21 protein-coding genes are annotated in these 22,750 nt (G+C 61.7%); 5 read left to right on the top strand and 16 right to left on the bottom strand.

All coding sequences use genetic code 11. The features are described from left to right. Positions 1-27: 27 nt before the first annotated feature. The gene (gene coaE / locus LDN70_RS10645) at positions 28-1,266 is read right to left on the bottom strand and encodes a dephospho-CoA kinase (protein ID WP_166840789.1); all 1,239 of its coding nucleotides are present in this window, start codon (positions 1,264-1,266) and stop codon (positions 28-30) included. Between the two features lie 22 nt (positions 1,267-1,288). Between coaE and LDN70_RS10640 the strand changes: the two genes are divergently transcribed. Then, positions 1,289-1,978: an IMPACT family protein gene (locus LDN70_RS10640; RefSeq protein ID WP_223940297.1), complete on the top strand. Its 690-nt coding sequence runs from the start codon at positions 1,289-1,291 to the stop codon at positions 1,976-1,978. 214 nt (positions 1,979-2,192) lie between these two features. Here LDN70_RS10640 and rpsA read toward each other — a convergent pair whose 3' ends face one another. From rpsA to polA, 4 genes are all read right to left on the bottom strand, one after another. Then, a complete protein-coding gene (gene rpsA / locus LDN70_RS10635; RefSeq protein ID WP_026540604.1) occupies positions 2,193-3,674 on the bottom strand; it encodes a 30S ribosomal protein S1 in 1,482 nt (493 codons plus the stop codon). A 184-nt stretch (positions 3,675-3,858) separates the two neighbouring features. Then, entirely contained in the window at positions 3,859-4,821 is a 963-nt protein-coding gene (locus LDN70_RS10630) for a polysaccharide deacetylase family protein (RefSeq protein WP_142939262.1), read from the bottom strand. 62 nt (positions 4,822-4,883) lie between these two features. Beyond that, entirely contained in the window at positions 4,884-6,197 is a 1,314-nt protein-coding gene (locus tag LDN70_RS10625; protein WP_223940296.1) for a GNAT family N-acetyltransferase, read from the bottom strand. Between the two features lie 105 nt (positions 6,198-6,302). Next, complete coding sequence (gene polA, locus LDN70_RS10620; RefSeq protein WP_286198885.1) at positions 6,303-8,945, bottom strand: DNA polymerase I; 2,643 nt, start codon at positions 8,943-8,945, stop codon at positions 6,303-6,305. A 160-nt stretch (positions 8,946-9,105) separates the two neighbouring features. Here polA and LDN70_RS10615 point away from each other — a divergent pair, with 160 nt between their 5' ends. Continuing rightward, positions 9,106-9,570: a hotdog fold thioesterase gene (locus tag LDN70_RS10615; RefSeq protein WP_142939265.1), complete on the top strand. Its 465-nt coding sequence runs from the start codon at positions 9,106-9,108 to the stop codon at positions 9,568-9,570. Here the strand turns inward: LDN70_RS10615 and LDN70_RS10610 are convergent. The 5 genes from LDN70_RS10610 to LDN70_RS10590 all read right to left on the bottom strand — a co-directional run bounded on the left by LDN70_RS10610 (position 9,564) and on the right by LDN70_RS10590 (position 13,612). Then, complete coding sequence (locus tag LDN70_RS10610) at positions 9,564-10,103, bottom strand: dihydrofolate reductase family protein (RefSeq protein ID WP_166840795.1); 540 nt, start codon at positions 10,101-10,103, stop codon at positions 9,564-9,566. The genes LDN70_RS10615 and LDN70_RS10610 overlap by 7 nt on opposite strands. A 189-nt stretch (positions 10,104-10,292) precedes the next feature. Continuing rightward, positions 10,293-11,390: a hypothetical protein gene (locus LDN70_RS10605; protein ID WP_223942567.1), complete on the bottom strand. Its 1,098-nt coding sequence runs from the start codon at positions 11,388-11,390 to the stop codon at positions 10,293-10,295. Between the two features lie 98 nt (positions 11,391-11,488). After that, entirely contained in the window at positions 11,489-11,710 is a 222-nt protein-coding gene (locus tag LDN70_RS10600; protein ID WP_142939268.1) for a hypothetical protein, read from the bottom strand. Beyond that, on the bottom strand, positions 11,707-12,912 hold the full coding sequence (locus LDN70_RS10595) for an inorganic phosphate transporter (RefSeq protein WP_142939269.1): 1,206 nt from the start codon (positions 12,910-12,912) through the stop codon (positions 11,707-11,709). The genes LDN70_RS10600 and LDN70_RS10595 overlap by 4 nt, the downstream gene beginning before the upstream one ends. 181 nt (positions 12,913-13,093) lie before the next feature. Continuing rightward, positions 13,094-13,612: an HAD domain-containing protein gene (locus LDN70_RS10590; protein WP_223942566.1), complete on the bottom strand. Its 519-nt coding sequence runs from the start codon at positions 13,610-13,612 to the stop codon at positions 13,094-13,096. A gap of 122 nt (positions 13,613-13,734) precedes the next feature. On the opposite strand from LDN70_RS10590, the gene kynA reads away from it, so the two are divergent. Genes kynA through LDN70_RS10575 form a run of 3 tightly spaced genes read left to right on the top strand, consistent with a single transcriptional unit; the run spans position 13,735 to position 16,758 of the window. Continuing rightward, positions 13,735-14,604, top strand: coding sequence for a tryptophan 2,3-dioxygenase (kynA, locus tag LDN70_RS10585; RefSeq protein WP_142939271.1), 870 nt, complete (start codon positions 13,735-13,737; stop codon positions 14,602-14,604). A 44-nt stretch (positions 14,605-14,648) separates the two neighbouring features. Continuing rightward, positions 14,649-15,887: a kynureninase gene (kynU, locus tag LDN70_RS10580; protein WP_142939272.1), complete on the top strand. Its 1,239-nt coding sequence runs from the start codon at positions 14,649-14,651 to the stop codon at positions 15,885-15,887. Between the two features lie 7 nt (positions 15,888-15,894). Beyond that, complete coding sequence (locus tag LDN70_RS10575; protein ID WP_223942565.1) at positions 15,895-16,758, top strand: PaaX family transcriptional regulator; 864 nt, start codon at positions 15,895-15,897, stop codon at positions 16,756-16,758. 18 nt (positions 16,759-16,776) lie between these two features. Here the strand turns inward: LDN70_RS10575 and LDN70_RS10570 are convergent, their stop codons facing one another. From LDN70_RS10570 to LDN70_RS10545, 6 genes are all read right to left on the bottom strand, one after another. Then, entirely contained in the window at positions 16,777-18,120 is a 1,344-nt protein-coding gene (locus LDN70_RS10570) for an MFS transporter (RefSeq protein WP_223942564.1), read from the bottom strand. 41 nt (positions 18,121-18,161) lie between these two features. Next, the gene (locus LDN70_RS10565) at positions 18,162-18,452 is read right to left on the bottom strand and encodes a Dabb family protein (protein WP_142939275.1); all 291 of its coding nucleotides are present in this window, start codon (positions 18,450-18,452) and stop codon (positions 18,162-18,164) included. Further along, on the bottom strand, positions 18,449-20,134 hold the full coding sequence (gene chcC1, locus LDN70_RS10560; protein ID WP_223942563.1) for a 4-oxocyclohexanecarboxylate 2-dehydrogenase: 1,686 nt from the start codon (positions 20,132-20,134) through the stop codon (positions 18,449-18,451). Before chcC1 ends, LDN70_RS10565 begins: the two co-directional genes overlap by 4 nt. A 104-nt stretch (positions 20,135-20,238) precedes the next feature. Then, positions 20,239-21,024, bottom strand: coding sequence for an SDR family NAD(P)-dependent oxidoreductase (locus tag LDN70_RS10555; RefSeq protein ID WP_223942562.1), 786 nt, complete (start codon positions 21,022-21,024; stop codon positions 20,239-20,241). 173 nt (positions 21,025-21,197) lie between these two features. Then, positions 21,198-21,992, bottom strand: a complete 795-nt coding sequence (locus tag LDN70_RS10550; protein WP_166840813.1) for an IclR family transcriptional regulator — start codon at positions 21,990-21,992, stop codon at positions 21,198-21,200. Between the two features lies 1 nt (position 21,993). Beyond that, on the bottom strand, positions 21,994-22,716 hold the full coding sequence (locus tag LDN70_RS10545; protein ID WP_166840815.1) for a GntR family transcriptional regulator: 723 nt from the start codon (positions 22,714-22,716) through the stop codon (positions 21,994-21,996). Positions 22,717-22,750 lie beyond the last annotated feature (34 nt).

The raw sequence follows: 22,750 nt of genomic DNA, 5'->3' as shown, positions 1-22,750 counted from the left end.
AACCAATCTACTCCTGCCCTAGGACAGCTACTGTCCGCGTTTGCCTTCAGCAGAAGAGATATACGACGGCGGCATCCACCCTGTGCGGGTGGCCCACGCATCCATGAGTGGCCAAGCGACCTCTGTGAACCACGGCTCCTTTGCGTCGGCGTAGGCAGCAGTGCCCTGGTCCCCGGCGTGCGTGGCCGCCACTTCATGTTTGTGTGCTTGATACAGTTCCGCCGCAGACTGTTCTGCCCGTAACCAGTCGCGGAACAGCAGTGCGTACCGCCATCCGGGTGAGCCGGCCACCCGGACGTGCAGGTTCACCGCACGGCCCGGATCAGCGTTGGCGTGGAACCGTTTCTGCCATAGCGCGGGATCCAGTTCCGGTGGCTTCGGGGTGTCCTGATGGGAATCGGGCACGGCGGGGAAACCGGCCGCGGCGAGGGCAGGAGCAATGCGGTCTGCTGTCTCAAGGTCAGCCACGGCGAGTTGAAGGTCGATCACGTCCTTTGCCGCCATCCCTGGCACCGAGGTAGAGCCGACGTGATCCACTGCAAGGATCTCGTGGGGAGCTGCAGCGGTGATGCGTTCAGCCAACCGCTGCGCCTGCGCAATCCACTCCGCCTTGGAAGCGTTCATGACCGGCCCGGTTTCGCGCGGGGCCCTGGTGCTCCGTTGGAGGTTCTCCGCGAAGGGCGCCAGGCGGTGCGTCCATAAAGCATCCACCGCGGCGAGCAACTGCTCCCGGGTTCCGGAGTTGTCCAGGACGACGTCGGCAGCGGCGTTGCGTTCTGCTCGCGTAGCCTGTGAGGCCATACGAGCCAACGCGTCCTCCGTGGTCATCTGCCGAAACTCCACCATGCGTTGAACGCGGACGTCATCCGGGGCATCCACCACCACTACCAAATGGAAGTTGCTGCCCTGCCCGGTTTCGACAAGAAGTGGAATGTCCTGGACCACGATGTCACCAGGTCCCGCACTGGCCACGATTGCCGCAGCAACCTCCCGGACCAGCGGATGGATGATGCTGTTGAGAACTTCGCGTTGGGAAGGGTCCTGAAACACCATGGAACCGAGCTTCGGCCGGTCAAGCCTGCCATTGGCGTCGAGGATGCCGGGACCGAAGGCCCCAACAACCCGCTCCAGGCCAGGAGTTCCGGGCTCCACCACCTCACGCGCAATAAGATCTGCGTCCACCAGGATTGCACCAAGTTCCCGCAACCTGGACGCCACCGACGATTTTCCCGAGGCGATGCCGCCAGTCAACCCAATCTTCAACACCCTCCAACACTAGACTGAAGCGGTGGAAAATGAGGATGGCAGCCGCGCTACGACGTATACGACCATCGCGGCCGGTGCGGATTTCCGCAACGAACTGGAGATCCGCAGATCCCGCTTCATCACAGTCCTCCGGCGCGCACCCGATGAGGAAACAGCACGCTCATTGGTCAGTGACCTTCGCCGTGAATTTTACGACGCCCGCCACCATTGCTCAGCTTTCGTCATAGGGCCCGATCGCATGATCCAACGCTCCAGCGATGACGGCGAACCCTCGGGTACGGCAGGTGTCCCCATGCTGGAGGCACTCGTCAAAAGGGAGACCTCACCCAAGGTGACGAACCTTAGCGACGTCAGTGTCGTCGTCGTGCGCTATTTCGGCGGGATCCTCCTGGGCGCAGGCGGCCTGGTCCGCGCGTACTCCGAGTCGGTGTCCGCCGCCTTGGACCTGGCACTGTTGGTTCAGCGGCGAAGACTGCGCCTGTGCTCCATTGACGTCCCCCACGCGGAGGCTGGTCGTTTGGAAAACGAACTTCGCGGCGCCGGGTATGTCATGGCGAAAACCGGATATGAAGCCCGGCACACGGTTCTTCGAGTGGCTTTGCCTGACGATGCAGGTGCCATCTCCGAGGCCCACGCCCGGCTGGCGTCCCTCACCGCAGGAACTCTTGAGCTGCTGCCACAGGGCACCGAATGGGTGGACGTCCCCTACTGAACTGCGTTCGCACCCCTAACGCCGTTTACACCCCCTAACGCCGTTTGCACCTATGCTCATCCCGGCAGCGCGCCCGTTGCCGCCTATTGCACCAGTGGTTAAGGGTGCGTCGGGAGGAAACAGATGCGATGTAGGGGCCGAAAGCAGAAGGACCCCTGCCCGGAGGCAGGGGTCCTTCGTTGGCTATTCAGCTCATCCCGTGAGGGAAGCGGAATTAGTTGCCGGTCAGCTTCTCACGCAGTGCAGCGAGTGCTTCGTCGGACGCCAGGGTACCGCCGCCGGTGTTGGACTCAGCAGCAGCCGGCTCCGAGGAGTAGCTGGTGGTGCCGGAATCGGACTCACCGGACGTTGCAGCAGCAGCGTCGTCAGCAGCGTGCTGGGCAACCTGCTTCTTGTGAGCTTCCCAGCGGGTCTGGGCGTCAGCGTACTGCTGCTCCCAAGCGGCGCGCTGGGTCTCGTAGCCCTCGAGCCATTCGTTCGACTCGGGGTCGAAGCCCTCGGGGTACTTGTAGTTGCCCTCTTCGTCGTACTCAGCGGCCATGCCGTACAGAGCGGGATCGAACTCGGTGCTGTCAGCGTCAACGCCCTCGTTAGCCTGCTTGAGGGAGAGGGAGATGCGGCGACGCTCGAGGTCGATGTCGATGACCTTGACGAACAGTTCGTCGCCAACGGAGACAACCTGCTCTGCAAGCTCCACGTGGCGGACAGCCAGCTCGGAGATGTGCACGAGGCCTTCGATGCCGTCTTCGACGCGAACGAACGCACCGAACGGAACCAGCTTGGTGACCTTACCCGGAACAACCTGGCCGAGGGCGTGGGTGCGGGCGAAGGTCTGCCACGGATCTTCCTGCGTAGCCTTGAGCGACAGGGAGACGCGCTCGCGGTCCAGATCCACTTCGAGGACCTCGACAGTGACTTCCTGGCCAACCTCGACAACCTCGGACGGGTGGTCGATGTGCTTCCAGGACAGCTCGGAAACGTGAACGAGGCCGTCTACGCCGCCCAGGTCCACGAATGCACCGAAGTTGACGATGGAGGAAACAACGCCCGGACGAACCTGGCCCTTTTCCAGCTTGTTGAGGAACGTGGAGCGAACCTCGGACTGGGTCTGCTCGAGCCATGCACGGCGGGACAGCACAACGTTGTTGCGGTTCTTGTCCAGCTCGATGATCTTGGCTTCGATCTGCTGACCGATGTACGGAGCGAGGTCGCGGACACGACGCATCTCCACGAGCGATGCGGGGAGGAAGCCACGCAGGCCGATGTCCAGGATGAGGCCACCCTTGACAACCTCGATGACGGTACCGGTAACGACGCCGTCTTCTTCCTTGACCTTCTCGATGTCGCCCCAGGCGCGCTCGTACTGAGCACGCTTCTTGGAGAGGATCAGACGGCCTTCTTTGTCTTCCTTGGTGAGAACCAAAGCTTCGACCTGATCGCCAACGGCGACAACGTCGCCGGGATCAACATCGTGCTTGATGGAAAGCTCGCGGGAAGGGATGACACCTTCGGTCTTGTAACCGATGTCGAGCAGAACTTCGTCGCGGTCGACCTTGACGACGGTACCTTCGACGAGGTCTCCGTCGTTGAAGTACTTGATGGTGGCGTCGACAGCTGCGAGGAAGTCCTCAGCGGTACCGATGTCGTTAATGGCGACTACGGGGGTACCGGGCTTCTCGGTGGAGGTGATGGTCATGTAGTAGGGGCTCCGTTGTGGATAGTTAGTCGGTCAGGCAAACCGCTGCCGCCCGGGTCCGGACGGCAGAACACGGCAAATTACCGGGTCATCCTGATTTGTGGATTAGTACAAAATGGATGCATGCACGTAGTACACGCCCGTTTATTCTAGTCGCATTGGCAAAGCAGGGTCAAAAGGAGCGTTACACCGTCAGGACGTCCCCGAGGCGGGCAAAGGAGACTCCGTGGTCCAGCAGCTGGGGCAAAGCCCGCGCGTAGCCGCCGGCGGTGCCTGCCGCAGGTCTGTTGAAATGCGAAATGACGATGTCCCCGGCCACCACACGCCCCACTTCACCGGCCACTGTGGCAGCAGAATATGTGGCTCCACCGTCGCCGTTGACTGTGAAGTTGACCGGCAACATACCGAGCCTTCGCGTCATTTCCACCGCAACTTCGTCGTAGAACGCAGTGCCTGGGCGGAAAAACTTCGGGGCCGTTCCGCACAGCTCCTGCAGGATTTGCTGGTTACCCATCAACTCATCGTAAGCGGCTGCCACTGAAGCGGTACCCTGAATGCCGTAGGCGGACTTGCCACTCACTGACAACGGCAGGTGGGCAGTGCCGTGATTGGCGAGTTCGAACAGGGGGTCGGCGGCCAACTCTGCCGAGAGCGCGGGGTTGGCATGGATCCATCGGCTGTTGATGAACAGCGTTGCAGGGACGTTGTGTCTCCGGAGAGTTTGCAGGAGTGCGTGGTCGCATCCTGTGCCGCCGTGACCGCCACACGCATCAAATGTCAAGACCACCTTGGCGGACGCTGTGCGGTTCACCACTCCCGTCACGTGCAGTCCCCATTCCTTGGGGTGCCTTCCGTGGAACTCCGCCATGATGTGTTGCTTCGACGGCACAGTGGATGCGGGCCCTGGCGAAGCGGGAGACGTTGGAGCGAGGGCCGCAACGGCTTGCTCGCGGGACTTGGCGGCTATGGAAGGCGGCGGTGTGGCCGGGCCCGAACGAGGGGACGTTGGGGCAGCAAGGTCTCCGCTCGAGCCGGCGGTATGCGTAGGGCCACTCGCACACGCCGTCAGGGCAGCCGAGGCAAGGCCTGCCATTCCAAGCAGCACTGATCGCCGGCCGGCCAACGGCCGCCGCGTGGAATCCCCCATGGATGTCCTTCTCTGGTTGTAACTATGTGGTTGTGGTGGTGGTCGCGCTTGCTTGACGGCCTCTAGAAGTGCGTCAGGCAGTGCGCGGATCGTTCCACAGCAAACAGTTGCTGTGCTAGGAACGCAGCTCCCGGCGTGTGCTCGCTAATGCGACCAGCGGCCGCCAAGGTAACGGGCGACACAGCCCCAAGATAAATGGAGGCGAGGTCGGCGACGTCCAGGCTGAGGTCGGGCGCCTCGCCTGACGCTTCCGTCACGACGGCGGCAGCACCGCCGTCGGACTCCAGAACCCAGGTGCCACCCGCCAAATCCAGGGAGTCCGTCACCTCCAGCACCAGCCTGCCGGCAACGGGGAAGCTGCGGGCCTGCAAGGCAGCTGGTGTATCCAGGATCCTGAGCCACAGCATGTCGCGGATCTCCGAGGCCTCAATGCACCTCGGATCTTCCAGCGCCCACGCAAGAGGGTCATCCACCGGCGCTTCAACCCACGTCACTTCGTCGATGAGGTCAATGCTGCCCAGAAACCTCCACAGGTCCAGGTAGGCCACATTGCTTGCGGCCACGAGGTCCACGATCTCCATGGTGAACGGCTTGTGGTCCCAGCCCTTGAAGCGGTAGGAAACGTAGCCATCCAATGATCCGGAAAGGTCATAGTGCAGGGCGCAACGAACGGAGGTGTCGGGCTTGCCGTCGTGGCCGATGGAACCGGAAGCGAGAAGCCGGTAGTACTCCTGCCGGTCAACGGAACCCGGCGAGAGCCGCTGGACATGTTCAAAGACCTGCGGTGCCACGTCCAGGAGCACGGACGGATCGGCGACTTCCATGGTGCCTTGCGGCAGCCCCCGGAGCCTGAACCGAGGGCCGGTATCAACCTTGATGCTTCGCTCAAAAGTGGCCACGCCAAAGCCAAAACGGCCGTAGATGGACGCTTCGGACGCCGTGAGGGCGGCCATGGCAAGGCCGTCATCCTTGGCAGCTTCCAGATCGGCGGTCATCATGCCGCGCAGGATTCCGTTCCGCCGGTGCGTGCCGCGGACCGTCACGGCGGTAACGAGGTTGGACTCAAGTTGGCGGCCAAAACCAATGTTCAAGGCCTTGCGCATGGTGGCGTACGTTGCCACGGGAACCTCTGAGCCAAGAGAATGCTCCGGCACGTTGCCGTTGACGTAGACGCCCGTCAGCTCGCGCTGATCTGTTTGATAGGCCGCCAAGGTTTTGGCGAGGTATTCATCGTCGCGCCGTTGTTGGTGGAACCCGTGGGAGACGGCCTGCACCCAGGTGGAGCAGCGGCTGTAGCCGACGTCCTCTGGATCAGCTACGGCAGGGAATCGTTGAACGGTGTACTTTCCGGACTTGTTTTCATTGGGATCGGCCACGCCATTGAGCCTAGCCAGACGTCGGAGGGCGCGCCACCATCTCGGCGGCGCGCCCTCAGGCGTTCGCTTGAATCCTTGGCTGGACTCAACAAATACGTGCCTGGCTTAGTGTCCGGCCTCGTACCAGCTGGAACCGACGCCAATCTGGACATCCAGCGGCACTGACAATTCAGCAGCCGAGCCCATCTGTTCGATGACCAGCTTCTCCACGGCTTCGCGTTCTCCCGGCGCAACTTCCAGCACCAGTTCGTCGTGGACCTGGAGCAGCATGCGGGACTTGAGTCCTTGGCTGGCGAGCTCGGCCGAGACGCCCAGCATGGCGCGCTTGATGAGGTCTGCCGCTGAGCCTTGGATGGGTGAGTTCAAGGCGATGCGCTCGGCTGCTTCGCGGGCTTGCCGGTTGGTGCTGGTCAAGTCCGGGAGGTAGCGGCGGCGGCCCTCGATGGTGGCTGTGTAACCGTCTGTCCGGGCCTGGTCCACTACGCCGCGCAGGTAGTCGCGGACTCCGCCGAAGCGGTCGAAGTAGTCCTTCATGAGAGTCCGGGCTTCATCCACGGAGATTTCCAACTGCTTGGATAATCCGAAGGACGTCAGGCCGTACGCCAGGCCGTAAGACATTGCCTTGACCTTGGAACGCATGGCACTGGTGACTTCGGCCGGCGCAACGTTGAAGATCCGCGATCCCACGAAGCGGTGGAGGTCCTCGCCATCACGGTAGGCCTGGATGAGGGCCTCGTCCCCGGAGAGGTGCGCCATGATGCGCATCTCGATCTGGGAGTAGTCGGCCGACAGCAAGCACTCATAGCCGTCGCTGACGACGAAGATGCCGCGAACGCGACGCCCTTCTTCACTGCGGACCGGGATGTTCTGCAAATTGGGGTTGTTGGAGGAGATGCGGCCTGTTGCTGCAATGTTCTGCGCATACGTGGTGTGGATACGACCATCATCGGCAACGGACTTCTTGAGGGTCTCCACCATCTGGGCGAGCTTGGAAGATTCCCTGTGTGCCATGAGCTGGACCAGGAATTCGTGGCCGGTCTTCTCCAGCAGCCCCTTCAGGGACGCGGCGTCGGTGGTGTAGCCGGACTTGATCTTCTTGGTCTTGGGCAGGCCGAGTTCCTCGAACAGGACGGTCTGCAACTGCTTGGGCGAACCGAGATTGACCTCGTGTCCGATCGCGGCAAAAGCCTGCTCCTGAGCGTTCTCGATGACCTTGGTGAGGTCGGCGAGCTGTTCGTCCATCCGGTCGGTGGATACGTAGATGCCGGTGAGTTCCATCTGGGCCAGCACGCGCGCCACGGGGAGTTCCAGCGTGGTCAAAAGGGCGTCGGCCTTGATGTCGGCAAGTTCGGTTTCGAAGTGTTTGCTGAGTGCATGCACGACGGCGGCATGCTGGACGAGCGCTGCTGCGGCAGCTTCGTCGGTGTCACCGGAAAGGTCCAATTCCAACTGTCCGGATTGGGCCGCAGCAGCGGCCAAGGAGATCTTCAGGTGCACTTGGGCCAGCTCAGCGAGGTCGTAGCTGCGGCGGTCCGGCTGGATCAGGTAGCCGGAGATGGAGGTGTCATCCACCACGCCTTCCAAGCCGAGGCCACGGTTGTGGAGGGCCTTGAGTGCAGACTTGAACTCGTGCAGCACCTTGGCTTCCTCGGGGTCCTGGAGCCACCGGGACAAAACCGACTCAGCTGCGGCGTCCAGGCCCGTTAGGTCGATGTAGGCCGCACCGTTGCTCCTGACGACAGCCAGGGCATTTGCGTCATCACCGACGCGTCCGGGTACCAGTTGGACCGCGAGTGCCGAACGCACGCCGGATCCAGCGGCAAAGAAGGCCTCGAGTCCCGGGGCGTCCTTGAGGACGGTGTATTCCGGGGTTTCAATGGTGTCCGGGGCCGCTCCGGCGGTGTCGTCACCGTAGAGATCGAACAGCCGCGTCCGGAGAGTCCGGAATTCGAGTTCCTCAAAAAGCTCCTCGATCGCCTGGCGGTCCGGACGTGGCTCGTGCAAGTCAGCCAAGGTGAGGGGTAGGTCGAGGTCGGTCAGCAGCTGGTTGAGCCTGCGGTTGCGCTTGACGTTTTCAAGGTTCTCCTTCAGGGCGCCGCCCACTTTGCCGCCGATGGAGTCTAGGTTTTCCAGGATGCCCTCAAGGCCACCGTAGAGATTGATCCATTTGGCCGCGGTCTTGGGGCCGACGCCCGGAACGCCGGGAAGGTTGTCCGCGGTTTCACCCACGAGGGCAGCGAGGTCAGAGTACAAACCGGGCTTGACGAAGTATTTTTCCTCAATGGCCGCAGCATCCATCCGGGGGATATTGCTGACACCCTGCTTGGGGTACAGGACAAAGACGTTGTCATTGATGAGCTGGAACGCATCCCTATCACCGGAAACAAGCAGCACCTCAAAGCCTGCGGCGTCGCCCTGGGCGGCCAGCGTGGCCAGGACGTCATCGGCTTCATATCCGGGCATGGCAATGGTCTTGATGCCCCAGGCTTCCATGACCTTGGCGATGAGGCCGATCTGGCCGGCGAACTCGGCGGGGGTGGCGTTGCGGCCGCCCTTGTATTCGCTGTACTCAGCCTTACGGAACGTGGTGTCGTCAGAAACGTCGAATGCCACGGCAACGTGGGTGGGCTTCTGGTCCTTGATCAGGTTGATCAGCATGGAAGTAAACCCATGGACAGCGTTGGTGTATTGCCCCCTGGCCGTAGAGAAATTCTCCGCAGGAAGGGCATAGAAAGCCCGGAATGCCATGGAGTGGCCGTCCAGGACCAGCAGCCTGGGCCGGCCCTCCCCCGTAGTGCTGGTGGTGGTTGATGCAGAGGGGGTGGGTGCTGTAGCGATGGCAGCAGCTTGGGCCGTTGGAACCTGGTCCGGTTTGGTTGTTTCACTCACAGGTGCCAGCCTAGTTGGCATGATGGACAATTTCACGCCGAACCGGTTTGTCGACGAGCTCAATGAAGCAGGTGTCCCCGAAGAGTTCCACGATTGGCTCTCAGCGCATGGCGTTGGCGCCCTCGTGGTGAAACTGGGTATCCGATTCACGGAAATGGGTGCGGAGCGCACGGTGGCCACTATGCCGGTGGAAGGAAACACGCAGGTGGCAGGTATCCTGCACGGCGGAGCCCACGTTGTCCTTGCAGAGACTTTGGGGTCGTTCGCTGCATCGCTTCACGCCGGCCGGGGACGACACGCCGTAGGCATAGAGGTGGGCGCAACCCACCACCGTTCCGTTGCCAGCGGTATCGTGACGGGCACCTGCACCGCCATCCATCTGGGTGGCACACTGGCAACGCACGAGATTGTTATCACCGATGACAAGGGCCGCCGGCTCTCAACTGCCCGGATCACCAATATGATCCGGGACAACCGTCACTGAAGCCGGTAGTGAAGTTCAGCCGCCGCCCCACCAAGGATCTTGGAAGAGACCAACTCAAGCGGCGCCGTCGGGCCGTTGAGCGGCAGCAGCCGTTTTCCCGCGCCCAGCACCACGGGAATGATGGTGACGATCATCTCGTGGAGCAATCCGGCGTTGGCGAACTGAGCCACGAGGTGGCCTCCGCCCAACAGCCAGACGTTCTTGTCGCCTGCATCCTTGAGTAAGTCCGGTGCGAACTCGCGGACGTCGCCACGGACAAAGGTGATATCCGCTCCGGCCGGTGCTGAGTACTCATGGTGGGTGAAGACCCAGCATGGGGTATCCGGGTACGGCCATTTGCCGGGTTCATGTTCCATGAGCCAGCGGTAGGTGTCGCCGCCCATGGCGATGCATCCAACGCCCGCCATGAAAGATTCGATGCTCTCATTGACTCCCTCAGCTTGGTCGAACTGGAGGAGCCAGCCAAGATCGTCCTCAGGCGAGGCGATGAAGCCATCAATGGTTGACGCTACGTAATACTGGAAAATCGCCATGGCCTCAGACTAGGGCAATCCGAGCGGGCCAGGACAGTGACCGGCTATTACAGTGACCGGACTGGACGGTGACCGGACTGGGCAGCGACCGGACTGGGCAGCGACCCTGACTCATCAGCGGGCTGCGGTATTGGCTGGCTTACCCGGGACGACTTTTTTCGGAGTCGTACGCGGCGATGAACTGGGCGTCTAGGGCTCCTTGGCCGGTTCAGCAGCAGGTGGAAGGGTGCTGCCAGGCACGGCAGGATCCACGTAGAAGAACGTCACCGTTCCGGCAACCTCCACCGTGTCTTTGATGGAGATCCGGATGGATTCCCTGCCTTCAGCGGGCGGCATCCGCAGGTATAACGCTTGGTAGTCCCCTCCCCCGGCCACAATGTCCGGAACTGTGGGGACGCCATCAAACAGGACTTCTCCTACCCGCACGTAGTAGCCGTCCAAGCGAACAATAGTGCCCCCTGAGATGGGTCCCGATGCGCGGGGCATGCCAATCACTGGCCGCAAGTCCTCGTCCACTACGGTCAACCTCAGCAATTGCCGGGGGCACGCTTCGCCGGGACCGGGTTCCGCCTTGAAAACAGATCCGGGGTTACTGCGGTACTGAGCCACCAGAAATGCCGATGTGGCCGCGACCCGGAACTCAAGGCACTGCTTTTGCGGGATTCGCGGGGTCCTGGCCACGGCCACGGACGCTTGCTGCCAGTCGTCCTGCCTTCCGGTTTGCAGGGCCCTGCACACCGCCGCGCCCGCCTGCCAGACGGCAGCATCTGCTGCGCCCTCAACGCTCTGGACCAGCGCATCGCATTGGAACTGCTGCAGCATGAGGTACCGCTGGCCAGGGGCGGGATCATCTGACCCAATGGGCCCGGTTGGCAGCCAACTCACCACGGTGGGCTCCTGCGGGGGCGCCTCTGCGGTTTCCTCGGACTTCGGCGCCCGCTCGGGTTGACTGCCGCTGCGGGGACTGCCGGTTGGTCCGACGCCGGTGGGCTGTTGCGGCGCCGATTCACTTTGCGGCGTTGCGGCCGGCGGTGGGCTGGTCTGGACGGCGTCCGGTGTTGAGGCGGCCTGCGTGGCGGTGGCTTCAGCTGAAGCTTCCTGCGGTGATGTGGCCTCTGGTGAGGCGGCCTGAGCCGTGGACGTCGCCGGGGGTGAGACGGACGTCGAGTTGGGCGTGGAGATGGAGGGGAGGCCGTCGTTTCCGGAAGGAAGGCAGGCAGAAAGTCCCAAGACGACGACGGGAACCAGCACCAGTCCAATGAGCTGGTCCCGGGTAAGGAACGTCATGACGGCCCCACATCTGCCGGTTCAGAATCACGCAGCTATGTGCATAACTGCACTGCTGATTATTCTCCCTGGAGGACCTCACAGCCAGAAAACAGCGGCTACTTTCCGAAATAGGGCACAATCAGGTAGATGCCGAAAAGTACCGCGGCTGCGCAGAACGCGAAGCATACGTAGGCCAATGAGCGCACCAAAACAGGCGACTTTTGCTGGGCGTCACCGGCGATGGCCGTTAGGCGAACGCCCAATGAGTAAAGCACCACCAAGGTAACGGCGGCCACGAGGGTTACTCCCGCCACCTGCAGCAATTCCAACCATTTCATCGCTGCACATCCTCGCTGGGGGTTGTCTTTCGGGATTTCTTCTTCTTGCGGAACCGCACGGCATGGCCGGCTTCTTCAACTTCGACGGCGTTGTGGTGGCCGACGTGCGACTTGCGGGAAACGACGAACATGAACAGTACCGCGGCAGTACCCACCACTGCGGCGATGATGACGCCAACGACGCCGATGCTCACCAGGAGAGCCGTCAGCGCGCCGACGATGGCAGAGGCCGGTAGCGTGAACAACCAGCCCAAGGCAATCTTGCCCGCAGTGCCCCAGCGGACAGATGTCCCCTTGCGGCCAAGGCCTGAGCCGATGACTGAGCCTGATGCTACCTGCGTGGTGGAAAGGGCAAAGCCCAGGTGGGATGAGGCCAGGATGGCAGAGGCGGTGCTGGTTTCCGCGGAGAAACCCTGTGCCGGCTTTACCTCGGTGAGGCCCGAGCCCATGGTGCGGATGATGCGCCAACCACCTGCGTAGGTACCGATGGCGATGGCGAAAGCACAGGCTGCGATGACCCAGAACTGCGGACCACTGCCCGGAGCCTGAGTGCCTCCTGCGATAAGCACCAGGGTGATGATGCCCATGGTCTTCTGGGCGTCGTTGGTTCCGTGTGCCAGGGCCACCAGGCTTGAGGTGAAAATCTGTCCAGTGCGGAAGCCACCACGTTTCTGAGTTAGCTTGTCGCCTGTTTCGGGATCATGCCGGGAGGTGAGGGCATAAGCGAGGCGGGTGCAGATGTACGCGACGAGCCCTGCTATGAGCGGCGCGAAGATGGCAGGCAGGATCACCTTCTGCAGTACTGTCTCAAAGTTGATGGAGTGGAAGCCGATGCCCACTACTGCTGCGCCGATGAGGCCGCCGAACAGTGCATGCGACGAACTCGATGGCAGGCCCTTGAGCCAGGTGATCATGTTCCAGAGAACAGCCCCCATGAGGCCGGCAAAAATGATGTCAGGGGTGATGTGGATTCCCTCTGACCCTTCCCGGATCAATCCACCGGAGATGGTCTTGGCCACTTCCGTAGAGAGGAATGCGCCGACGAGGTTGAGCACGGCAGCCAGGGCGACAGCCGTCTTGGGCTTGATCGCCCCCGTGGCGATAGGCGTAGCCATCGCGTTGGCAGTGTCGTGAAACCCGTTGGTGAAGTCAAAGAATAGGGCCAACGCTATTACCAGCGCGACCATGAAGGTGATATCCACCTGTTGCCCAATCTGCAGAGTCGACGACGTTCAGCAGTTTCACTTCCCCATACCTGCCATCCACAGCATAGTTCAGCAAGTGTTCAACTGACTCGGCTTGCGGTATTCACTCCGGCGGGCTTGAAACCTTAAGAATCCTACGTGCCTTCCGGTGAGCGGACAAACGTGCCGGGGCTCCGGTTCACCCCAGGTAAGCCCTGACAGCCTCGAGGTCGCGACGGGATAGACCTTTGCGCGGATCCGGTGAGATGCAAAGCACACGATCCTGCTGGTATTCGGCCCAGGATCGGGCCTCGGACTCCTGGCTGAGTTGGTCGTCAACCCATATGATCCGCTCACTTCCGGCGCCGGCCAGATCCTTTTGAAGGGCCACCAGTTTCCACCACTCATTGCCCTCATCCCAGCCCAGGCTGGAAAGCACCGGCCAGTCCTGTCCGTTCAGGCCGATGGCGGGGCATAGAAACTCCGGCGCGAGGCCCTCCCAGGTGGTCAGCCACACAAATCGAGCATCGGGGTGACGTGCAAGGACATTGAGTTCAGCGACAACCTCCTGCGCAAAAGCGACATCCAGGATTCCGGCGTCGGCGAAGGTCCATTCACTTCCCCAGTCCGTGGTTCCGAGGGGACTGAAGGGGTTCACCACGCCGTCGACGTCCAGATATATGGACACAGGTGCATGAGTGTCTTGACGGGCATCCATGGCCATTCCCCTTCCCCAACGGTTGAGATTCAGCCTACGCGAGAACTCAGCTACAACCGGAGCTGGATACTATGCTTGAATCAATACCTTGACGTGCGTCATGCAAGTGATATTCTCTGAGCATGGAAAAGCCCACAGTCCATTCCGCCCAAAGCGTCCGCGATATCGAGGACAGTGTCCGCACTGATTTCCGGCATGCAATGTCTTATGGCGGGTATCTGGACCTCGACCGCCTGCTGAGCTCCCAGCACCCCCTCAGTGAGCCAGAGCACCACGACGAGTTGCTGTTCATCATCCAGCACCAGACCAGCGAGCTCTGGTTGAAGCTGGTTTTGCATGAATTGCTGGAAGCCCGGAGGCTTTTCGACGCCGACAATTTGGGCAAGGCGCTCAAGTGCATAGCCCGGGTCAAGGCCATCCAGCGAACCATGACTGAGCAATGGTCCGTCCTTGGGACCCTCACGCCCCGCGAATACGCCCAGTTCCGCGGCTTCCTGGGCAGTTCGTCAGGGTTCCAGTCGTATCAATACCGCGGCGTGGAATTTCTGTTGGGCAACAAGAACCGCGGGATGCTGCGCGTCTTTGAAAGCGAACCCGAGGCTCATGCGTTACTCAGCACGCTCCTGGAGGAGCCCACGTTGTATGACGCTTTCCTGAACGTCCTGGCCCGCGCAGGTTACGACATCCCCGCCGACATCCTGGCCCGGGATACCAGCGAGCCGTGGACCTTCCGTCAAGACCTCGTACCCATCTTCCAGAAGATCTACGAATCGGACGACACTCCCTGGGGCCTTTACGAAGCCTGCGAGGATCTTGTGGATATTGAGGACAACTTCCAAGCCTGGCGGTTCCGCCACCTGAGGACAGTCCAGCGCACCATCGGCTTCAAGGTAGGCACAGGCGGATCGTCGGGAGTGGACTTCCTGAAGCGCGCCCTGGACCTCACGTTCTTCCCCGAGCTTTACGCCGTCCGCACCGAGATTGGCAACTAACCAGACGCCCGGCTCTGCCGCCCAACACTTCCGCAGGAGGAACCATGACAACAGCGCAACAAACCCAAAAACCGACGTCGGCCGAACTGGATGCCGCTGATCCCCTCGCCGCCCAGCGCGAGGCCTTCTACGCGCCCGACGCCGATCAGCTCGTCTCGTATTTGGACGGCAACTCACTGGGCCGCCCGCTGAAGGTCACCTCCGCGAATCTGGCATCCTTTGTCCACGACGCCTGGGGCAGCCGCCTGATCCGCGGATGGGACGAGCAGTGGATGGACGAGCCCACCGCGGTAGGCGACCTCATTGGTGAAGTGACCCTGGGTGCCGCTCCGGGACAGACCACTGTGGGTGACTCCACCTCGGTGATGCTCTATAAAATGATCCGCGCAGCCGTGGACGCCCAGCCGGGCCGCGATGAGATCATCATCGACCGCGACAACTTCCCTACCGACCGATTCATCATTGAGGGCATCGCCAAGGAGCGCGGGGCCAGCATCAAATGGATCGCTGCGAACCCTGCCAGCGGTGTTCGTGCCGAAGACCTGGACGGACTGCTGGGTGAGCGGACGGCAGTGGTGGTCCTCAGCCATGTAGCCTACCGCTCGGGGTTCCTGGCCGACGCCAAGGGGATTACGGAAAAGGTGCACCAAGCCGGAGCACTGATGCTTTGGGACCTTTGCCACTCGGTTGCTTCGGTGCCCATGGAACTTGACGCATGGGGCGTGGACCTCGCCGTCGGTTGCACGTACAAATACCTCAACGGCGGACCAGGCTCACCCGCCTTTGCCTACGTCAACGCCTCTCAGCAGGATCGTTTGCAGCAACCCATCTGGGGTTGGATGGGTGCCGATAATCCCTTCGGAATGACGGAGTCATACAAGCCCGCGCAGGGCATGCGCAGGTTTATCACCGGAACACCTCCGGTGCTGGCCATGCAGCCGATGAAGGACATGCTGGAACTGATCGCCTCGGTAGGCATGGACGCCGTGCGTGAAAAATCGGTCAAACTGACCGAGTACGCAATCGCGCTCTCCGAAGAGCACTTGGTGCCTCTTGGTGCGGAAATCGTAAGCCCCCGGAATCCTGCAGAGCGAGGCTCGCACATTACCGTGGACCACCCGCTGTTCGCCGATGTCACGGCCAAGCTCTGGGAAAAGGGCGTCATCCCGGACTTCCGCCCCCCGCACGGCCTCCGCATTGGCCTGTCGCCCCTGAGCACGAGCTACGCCGAGGTTGAGTTGGGAGTCGCAGCCATCCGCGATGCCCTCTCCGAACTGCTGTGAGCCGGTGATGAGTGCCGTCCTTGACGACATGGACTCCCGCCCCGGGAGTACAACCTCGTTGCTGCGCACAGTCGTTGGCCTGTATCTGCGGGACGCCGGAGGCTGGATGTCCACCAAGGACATTGTGACCCTCATGGAAGCGTTGGGGACTTCCGGAACAGTAACCCGGACTGCCCTGGGCCGGCTTCGCAAGAAAGATGTGGTGTTGCAGGAATCCCGCAATGGTGTGCCCGGGTTTACGCTGACCGAGGGCGCCGCAACCATGCTGGCCCGCGGCGACCGGAGGATCTACAACCCGCGGAGTATGTCGGAATCAGATCCCTGGTGCTTGATTTCCTTCTCCATACCGGAGACCGAACGCGAAAAACGGCATCAATTACGCCGCAGGCTGCACTGGATCGGTTGCGGTACGGTGGCTGCCGGACTGTGGATCTGCCCCGATTCGCTGCGTCCGGAGGTGGAGGAAATCCTCACAGATCTGGAGCTACGGACCATGTCCACCATCTTCGTGACGGAAACTCCGCTGGTGGGCGGCACCCTTCAGGACGCCGCGTCCAAATGGTGGGACCTGGATGCGGTAGCTGCACTGCACAGGGACTTCATCCACGAGCACGGATCAGGCAGCGGAAACGGCGCCGATGCCCAAGGGCAGTCCGGCCAACCTGTGGAGCCTTCACCTGAGGCCTTTGCTACGTATGTGCAGTGCATCGACAGGTGGCGGATCATCCCGTACCTCGACCCCGGACTGCCGTCGGCGTTCCTGCCTGAGGATTGGCCCGGGGCCGAAGGTACTGCCCTGTTCAGCCGGATAGTTGATGCCTACGCGGAACCGAGCGGGGAGTTTGTGCGCAGCATGCTGCGTGCTTCCTGATGCAGTTGCTCCCGAAGCCTACTTCCCGTTCCGGGACGCGACGCCCTGCCAGTACGGCTCCCCGAGGTCCTCAAGGGGTGTCTTGGCGGTCTCCCGGGAAGAGAACGCAGCTACCCCTGCGATAACCATGCACAGGACCCCGAAGCAGGCTACGGGTAGCCAGCCGTCGCTACCTTTGCCGAGGAGCAAACCTGCGATCAACGGCGCGAATCCGGCAACCACCAAGCCCAGCTGGTTGCCCAAAGCCATCCCGGAGTAGCGGACGGGGGCGGCAAAGAGTTCAGCGAAGTAAGCGGGCCAGATCCCGTTGAAACAGGAGTAGAGCAGTGTCATGTTGACGAACGCCGCGGCGAAGACCAAGAAGATGTTGCCGGTGGATAACGCCGCGAAATAGGCGAAGATGGTCACCGAGCAGCCGATGGCCGCCGTCAGGAGCAGCGGCCGCCGGCCCACCCGGTCAGAGATCCTGGCGGTCAAGGGCATCACAAACATGGACAGGCCGATTGCCACGGCATTGACGGTGAGAATGGATGCTTTATCGAATCCCGCCGCACCTGTGGCGTAGGACAGGCCGAAGACAGTGAAGATGGTTTGCATGACCGACATGATGGACATGCCAACCACCCGGACCACATCTGCCGATTGAAAACGCAGGACTTCCCGGAGCGGCATGGGCGTAACTGACTTGCGGTCCTTTGCTTCTTCGAACACCGGGGTTTCGTCCAAGTGCGTCCGCACCCAGTAGGCGATGGCCAGAACCACAATGGAGAGCCAGAACGGTACACGCCATCCCCAGCTCATGAGGGCTTCAGTGGGAAGTGCGGCCACGGGAATGAAAACAAGCGTGGCAAGCACCATCCCTGAGGCGTATCCGGTCATGACAAAGCTGGTGAAAAATCCACGCCGTCCCTCGGGAGAGTGTTCCAGGGTCAAGGTTGAAGCACCCGCAGATTCGGCGCCGGCGGAAAAACCCTGAGCAAGGCGCCCTGCCACCAGGAGGATGGGTGCCCATACCCCGATCTGGCTGTAGCTGGGTAGGAATCCGATGCCCAGGGAAGCAAGGCCCATGACGCTCAACGTGATGAGCAGGACCTTCTTCCGGCCCAGTTTGTCACCGAAGTGGCCCATCACCAGCCCGCCCACCGGACGTGCCACATAAGCCACGCCAAAGGTGGCGAATGCACCGATCAAGCCGACTGCGGGGTCATCCGAAGGGAAGAACAAAGGACCGAACACCAATGCCGCGGCTGAGCCGTAAATAAAGAAGTCGTAGTACTCAAGTGTGCTACCCAGGAAAGAGGCCAAGGCCGCTTTTCCGGGTGTCTTGCGCAGCGCAGTGGGCTGCTGGGTTGTGCTGGACATGCGATTCTCCTTCGAATGGCGCAGGTTCGGGAACGTCGGAGCTAAAGCCGAAAGTCAACGGCGATGATCTGCTCGCTGTTAGGGAACGAGTACTTCTTGAGCGGCTCATGGAGCGGATGCGTGTTGTAAACATCAACGTCTTCCAGAGCACCGAAGTCGGCCACGATCGCGTAATCGAACGATCGATCATGCTGAAGCACATCCGGCCCGTGGGTGAGGCTCAAGAGCCCCGGAATGTTGCCCTCCATCCGGTTCAAGCCTTCAATCCATGCGGCCCGGTCCGCGACGGGAAAATCCGGTGTGAATTTGAAGAGGACCGCATGGCGGATCATGCGCCGGCTCCGGAGTCAGCACCGGATCCGGCCCCCGCGAATTCTGCAGCGAGGTATTCCGCCGGCTGCCCGGCAATGGCACGGCCTGCGAGGTACCCCATGGTCATGATGGGTCCCAGCGTGGCCCCGGCCCCCGGATAGCCTGCAGCGTAGGCATTTTCCGTGGTGTTTCCCGCGGCGAACAGTCCGGGAACTGCTTGCCCGTCAACGTCCAGGACCCTTGCCGAACCATCCGTGGCAACTCCCCCGTTACTTCCAAAGGCGCCGTTGACTACCTCCATGGCGTAAAACGGTCCACTGTGTAGTGGTCCGAGGGAGGGGTTGGGCCAAGGGCAATCGTCGTCGCCCCAGTATTTGTCGTAGGCGCTTTCGCCGCGCCCAAAGTCAGGATCCTCCCCCCTCACTGCGTACTCGTTGAAGCGCGTTACCGTGGCCTGGAGGTTTTCCGCGGGGACACCGATCTTCGCTGCGAGTTCGGCGAGGGACGGAGCTTCCACCAGATAGTCCGGAGTCGGCTGGCCCGCCCGGTGGGCGAGGACGCCGTAGCGTTCCAAGTAACTGTGATCGAAGACCACGTGGGCCGGGGTATTCAGGGGCTGGTTATTGGGCGAATCCCATGACTGCAGGCACCGTGCGAGGTCGTTATAGTTTTGGGATTCGTTGGCGAAGCGGCGGCCGTGGCGATTAACCATCAGCGAACCCGGCCCTTGCCTCTCAAAACGGAGCAGGGTTCCAATAGGTTGGCCATCCCGGGTGTCTCCTGTGATGGACATGGGCGCCCACCAGGCTTCCCGGGTACCGCGGGTTTGGGCACCGATTCGTTGGGCCATCTTCAGGCCGTCGCCCGTGTTCGAAGGAGGCGAGCACATGATGTACAGCCGCGAAGCCAGCAACGAGTCCGCCAAGGCCGTGTCCCACTCGAAACCGCCGGTTGCGAGGACCACACCGTCGTTGGCGTGGAAGGCCTCCCCCGATTCGAGCTCGACGCCCACTACCCTGCTGCCATCACTGAGCAGCCGATGTCCGCGGGCGCCAACTACCAACGCGGCGCCATCACGGACCAGACTGGCCAAGAGCATCGAAACCAGCGCCTGGCCCTTTGCCACCAGGCCCTGCTCTTGGCGCTCGTACAGTTCCTGCCAGGGAAATTTGGTAAAAGCTCCCCAGTTTTCATATTCCTGCATGGTGAAGGGGGCCCGCCCATCAGAGCGGACATGGACAGCGAGATCGCCGAGTGCTTCACGGACGTTGTACAGCTCAGGTTCCACCGTTCTGCCACCCTCAACCGAGCCCGGGAGGTCCTGCCGGTAATCCGGAAAATTGTCCAGGAAGATGAACCGCACGCCGCATTCGTCTTCAGTGAAGCGGAGCATGGTGTCGCCGTAGTTCAGAGCGGCGTCCAGCAACTCTTTACGGCTCCGACCCCGTGCCACCGCGCGGACATACTCCGCGGCCGCCTCCTTGGAATCGCTCAGCCCCGCCTCGCGTGCATGGTGGTTGTCAGCCACCCACAGCATGCCGCCCGAAACAGCAGACGTGCCGCCCAGCAGTTCGGTCTTTTCAAGCACGACGACGGATTTGCCGGCCCGCGCGGCCGTCGCCGCCGCCGTCAAAGCACCTGCGCCGGATCCGACAACTACGACATCGTAGGTATCTGCTTTAGTCCCGTTAATGAATTTCATGGTGGTGTCTCTCTCCGTTGAATGTGGTCACACAAAGAACCTGCAGTACTACGGTGACGTTGATGACGCGGTGTTATGCCCGCGGTGTTTGTCAGCGATACTGCTCAAACCGCCGTGTATCCGCCGTCGATGACGAGCTCTGAACCAGTGGTGAACCGGGACTCATCGGAAGCCAGGTAAAGGACCCCGTACGCGATCTCGTCCGGTTCGCCCTGCCGGGGAAGCGGGTTTCCGCCCACCAGCTGCTTGTAGTAAGCCTCCGCGCCGATGTCCGATTGCTCTGCCGAGCGGCGGCTCATCCGGGTATTCATTGACCCGGGGTGGACCGAGTTGACCCTAATGCCGTGTGCGCCGTAAGCCGCCGCATCAGACTTGCTGAGGAGCCGCACAGCACCCTTGGTGGCGTGGTAAAGAGGCACGTTGCGCCCACCGGTCAGTCCATGGATTGAGGAAAAATTGATGATGCTGCCTGACTGTTTGAGGATCATCCCCGGAACGATGTGCTTGGTCATGAGCCACACGCCCTTGACGTTGACATCGAAGATGAGGTCGAAATCGTCCAGTGTTGCTGTGTGGCTGGCTCCGGCCGGACCGATGATTCCTGCAGCATTGACCAAGACGTCGGGACTGCCGTGATCCGCAGAGACGCGGTGGATTGCTTCGACCACGCTGGTTTCATCTGTGACATCGACGTCGTACTCGGTGATGCCGGCATGTACGCCTGCAACTGCAGTTCCTGCACGGTCCAAGCTGGCCACCGTGGCTCCGTGATCGGCAAGCAACCTGGCCGTTGCGCCGCCTAGGTCTCCCCTACCGCCCGTGACTACGACAATCTTGCCGGCCACCCGCCCGTCCTTGGGCGGATTACCTGCCTGTGTTGCTGTTTCCACCACAACTCCTCCGGCCGCTGCATTGCGGCTGCTGAAACCTCAGTTGGACGCAGGGCAGCACGGAATGAACCCACAAGGGCCTTTAAGTGTGGTGCCCGGGCGAGATGCCCTGCTTGGTTCCACAGTGCCAGCGGCCCTGTGAGTGAAGCCACAGGGTTACCGATGAACGGGAATCAGAGACTTCCATTGCTTTGGCGGAGGGCACCTTTGAGTTCTCCGCGCCATCCCAGCGCTCGGGAGATTCCGCGTGCTGCCGTCATCAGAACAGGCACGCGGGCTGCCGTGTTTTCCTCGTTCCTGGGAACCACAACACTCAGTGCAGCCACCACGGTATTTGCCCGACCAACCACCGGGACCGCGATTCCACTGGACTCAGGGACAATAATGCCGGGCATGGAAGCGAACCCGCGTTGACGGATGCCGGCGAGGTGTCGCCGTAGTTCAGCGGGATCGGTGAGCGTCACGTCAGTGAACTTCTCCAGCGTCCGGGCCAGAAACAAGTCCTGGTAGGCAGGTGGAGAATAGGCCAGCAACACCAGCCCCGAGGACGTTCCATGGACCGGCAGGCGGCCGGCAACCTTGGTGATGTCCACCATGGAATCACGGGAGCCGATGCGCTCAATGTAGAGGACCTCATCGGAATCCAGGATCCCCAACGTAGTGGAGTGCTGAACCACCGATTGGACGTCCTCCATGAACGGCAGGGCAGCTTCGCGGAGGCCGACCATGCGGGAGCTCCTGGACACCAGCTCCCACAAGCGGGTGCCGAGCCGAACCTCGGCATTGGCTTCCCGTTCCAGCAGGCCCTCATTCAAGAGCTCGTCCACCAGGCGATACGTGGTTGTCACGGGTAAGCCGGAGCGCCGGGCCAACGCAGCGACGCTCATGGTGCGATGGGCGTCGTCGAATGCTCCGACCAAGCGGACCACACGGCGGATGACGGACTCACCCGAGGACGAGTTGGCCACCTTAGTTACCTGACCTAACGCGGGAAACGAACCGGAACCTGTCGCCGCGGAATGCGCTCCGGGTCCATTCCACCGGCGCGCCGACTGCATCCCGGGCAAGGCGGTGTACCAGCAGCAAAGGTGCCCCCATCTCTATTCCCAGCAGCCTGACCTCAGCAGGGCCGGCGAGTGCTGTCTCCACTGTGTCCTCGACGTCGGCTATCCGAATCCCGTAAACGTCGGCCAGGGCAGCATACAGCGATCCCGCCTTGGCCAGCTGGGACTTGAACCGGGGCAGCTTTGCTGGAAGCCAAGCAACCTCATGCGCCAGCGGTTCCCCCTCAATCAGGCGGATACGCTCGAGCCGGGTGACGGGCTTGCCTTGGTCAATCCCCAAATGTGCTGCGACCTCCGCATCAGAGCCCAGAACGTCCAGGGCGAGCAACTTGGAGTCAGGCCGCAGACCTTGGGTGCGGGCGTCGTCGGAGAAGGAAGTCAGCTGCCGGACATGGGTCACTTTTGGAGGCGCCACGAACGTGCCGTGCCCTTGGATGCGGCCCAGCTTTCCCTCGGCCACCAGTTCGCTGATCGCCTGCCTGACCGTGGTCCGGGAAGTTGCGTACTTTTCCGCCAAGGCGCGCTCGGTGGGAATGAGTGTGCCCGGACGTTGACCCGCTATAAGCCCTAATACCTCGGTCTTCAGGAGGTAGTACTTGGGAGTTGACGGTGAGACATTGCTGGACATAGTGGAGATCCTACTTATGGACAACGCCATTGGT

It is taken from the genome of Arthrobacter sp. StoSoilB22 (assembly GCF_019977315.1).
Lineage (GTDB): Bacteria > Actinomycetota > Actinomycetes > Actinomycetales > Micrococcaceae > Arthrobacter.
This window is presented reverse-complemented; position numbering and strand designations above follow the sequence as displayed.

Coding starts and splice junctions, on each gene's coding strand:
- LDN70_RS10610 (WP_166840795.1), bottom strand. CDS start 10,103: ATGGCGATTTTCCAGTATTACGTAGCGTCAACCATTGATGGCTTCATC.
- LDN70_RS10575 (WP_223942565.1), top strand. CDS start 15,895: ATGAGTGCCGTCCTTGACGACATGGACTCCCGCCCCGGGAGTACAACC.
- LDN70_RS10570 (WP_223942564.1), bottom strand. CDS start 18,120: ATGTCCAGCACAACCCAGCAGCCCACTGCGCTGCGCAAGACACCCGGA.
- LDN70_RS10545 (WP_166840815.1), bottom strand. CDS start 22,716: ATGTCCAGCAATGTCTCACCGTCAACTCCCAAGTACTACCTCCTGAAG.
- LDN70_RS10565 (WP_142939275.1), bottom strand. CDS start 18,452: ATGATCCGCCATGCGGTCCTCTTCAAATTCACACCGGATTTTCCCGTC.
- polA (WP_286198885.1), bottom strand. CDS start 8,945: ATGGCATTCCGGGCTTTCTATGCCCTTCCTGCGGAGAATTTCTCTACG.
- LDN70_RS10630 (WP_142939262.1), bottom strand. CDS start 4,821: ATGGGGGATTCCACGCGGCGGCCGTTGGCCGGCCGGCGATCAGTGCTG.
- LDN70_RS10600 (WP_142939268.1), bottom strand. CDS start 11,710: ATGAAATGGTTGGAATTGCTGCAGGTGGCGGGAGTAACCCTCGTGGCC.
- kynU (WP_142939272.1), top strand. CDS start 14,649: ATGACAACAGCGCAACAAACCCAAAAACCGACGTCGGCCGAACTGGAT.
- LDN70_RS10615 (WP_142939265.1), top strand. CDS start 9,106: ATGATGGACAATTTCACGCCGAACCGGTTTGTCGACGAGCTCAATGAA.
- rpsA (WP_026540604.1), bottom strand. CDS start 3,674: ATGACCATCACCTCCACCGAGAAGCCCGGTACCCCCGTAGTCGCCATT.
- kynA (WP_142939271.1), top strand. CDS start 13,735: ATGGAAAAGCCCACAGTCCATTCCGCCCAAAGCGTCCGCGATATCGAG.
- LDN70_RS10590 (WP_223942566.1), bottom strand. CDS start 13,612: ATGGATGCCCGTCAAGACACTCATGCACCTGTGTCCATATATCTGGAC.
- LDN70_RS10605 (WP_223942567.1), bottom strand. CDS start 11,390: ATGACGTTCCTTACCCGGGACCAGCTCATTGGACTGGTGCTGGTTCCC.
- chcC1 (WP_223942563.1), bottom strand. CDS start 20,134: ATGAAATTCATTAACGGGACTAAAGCAGATACCTACGATGTCGTAGTT.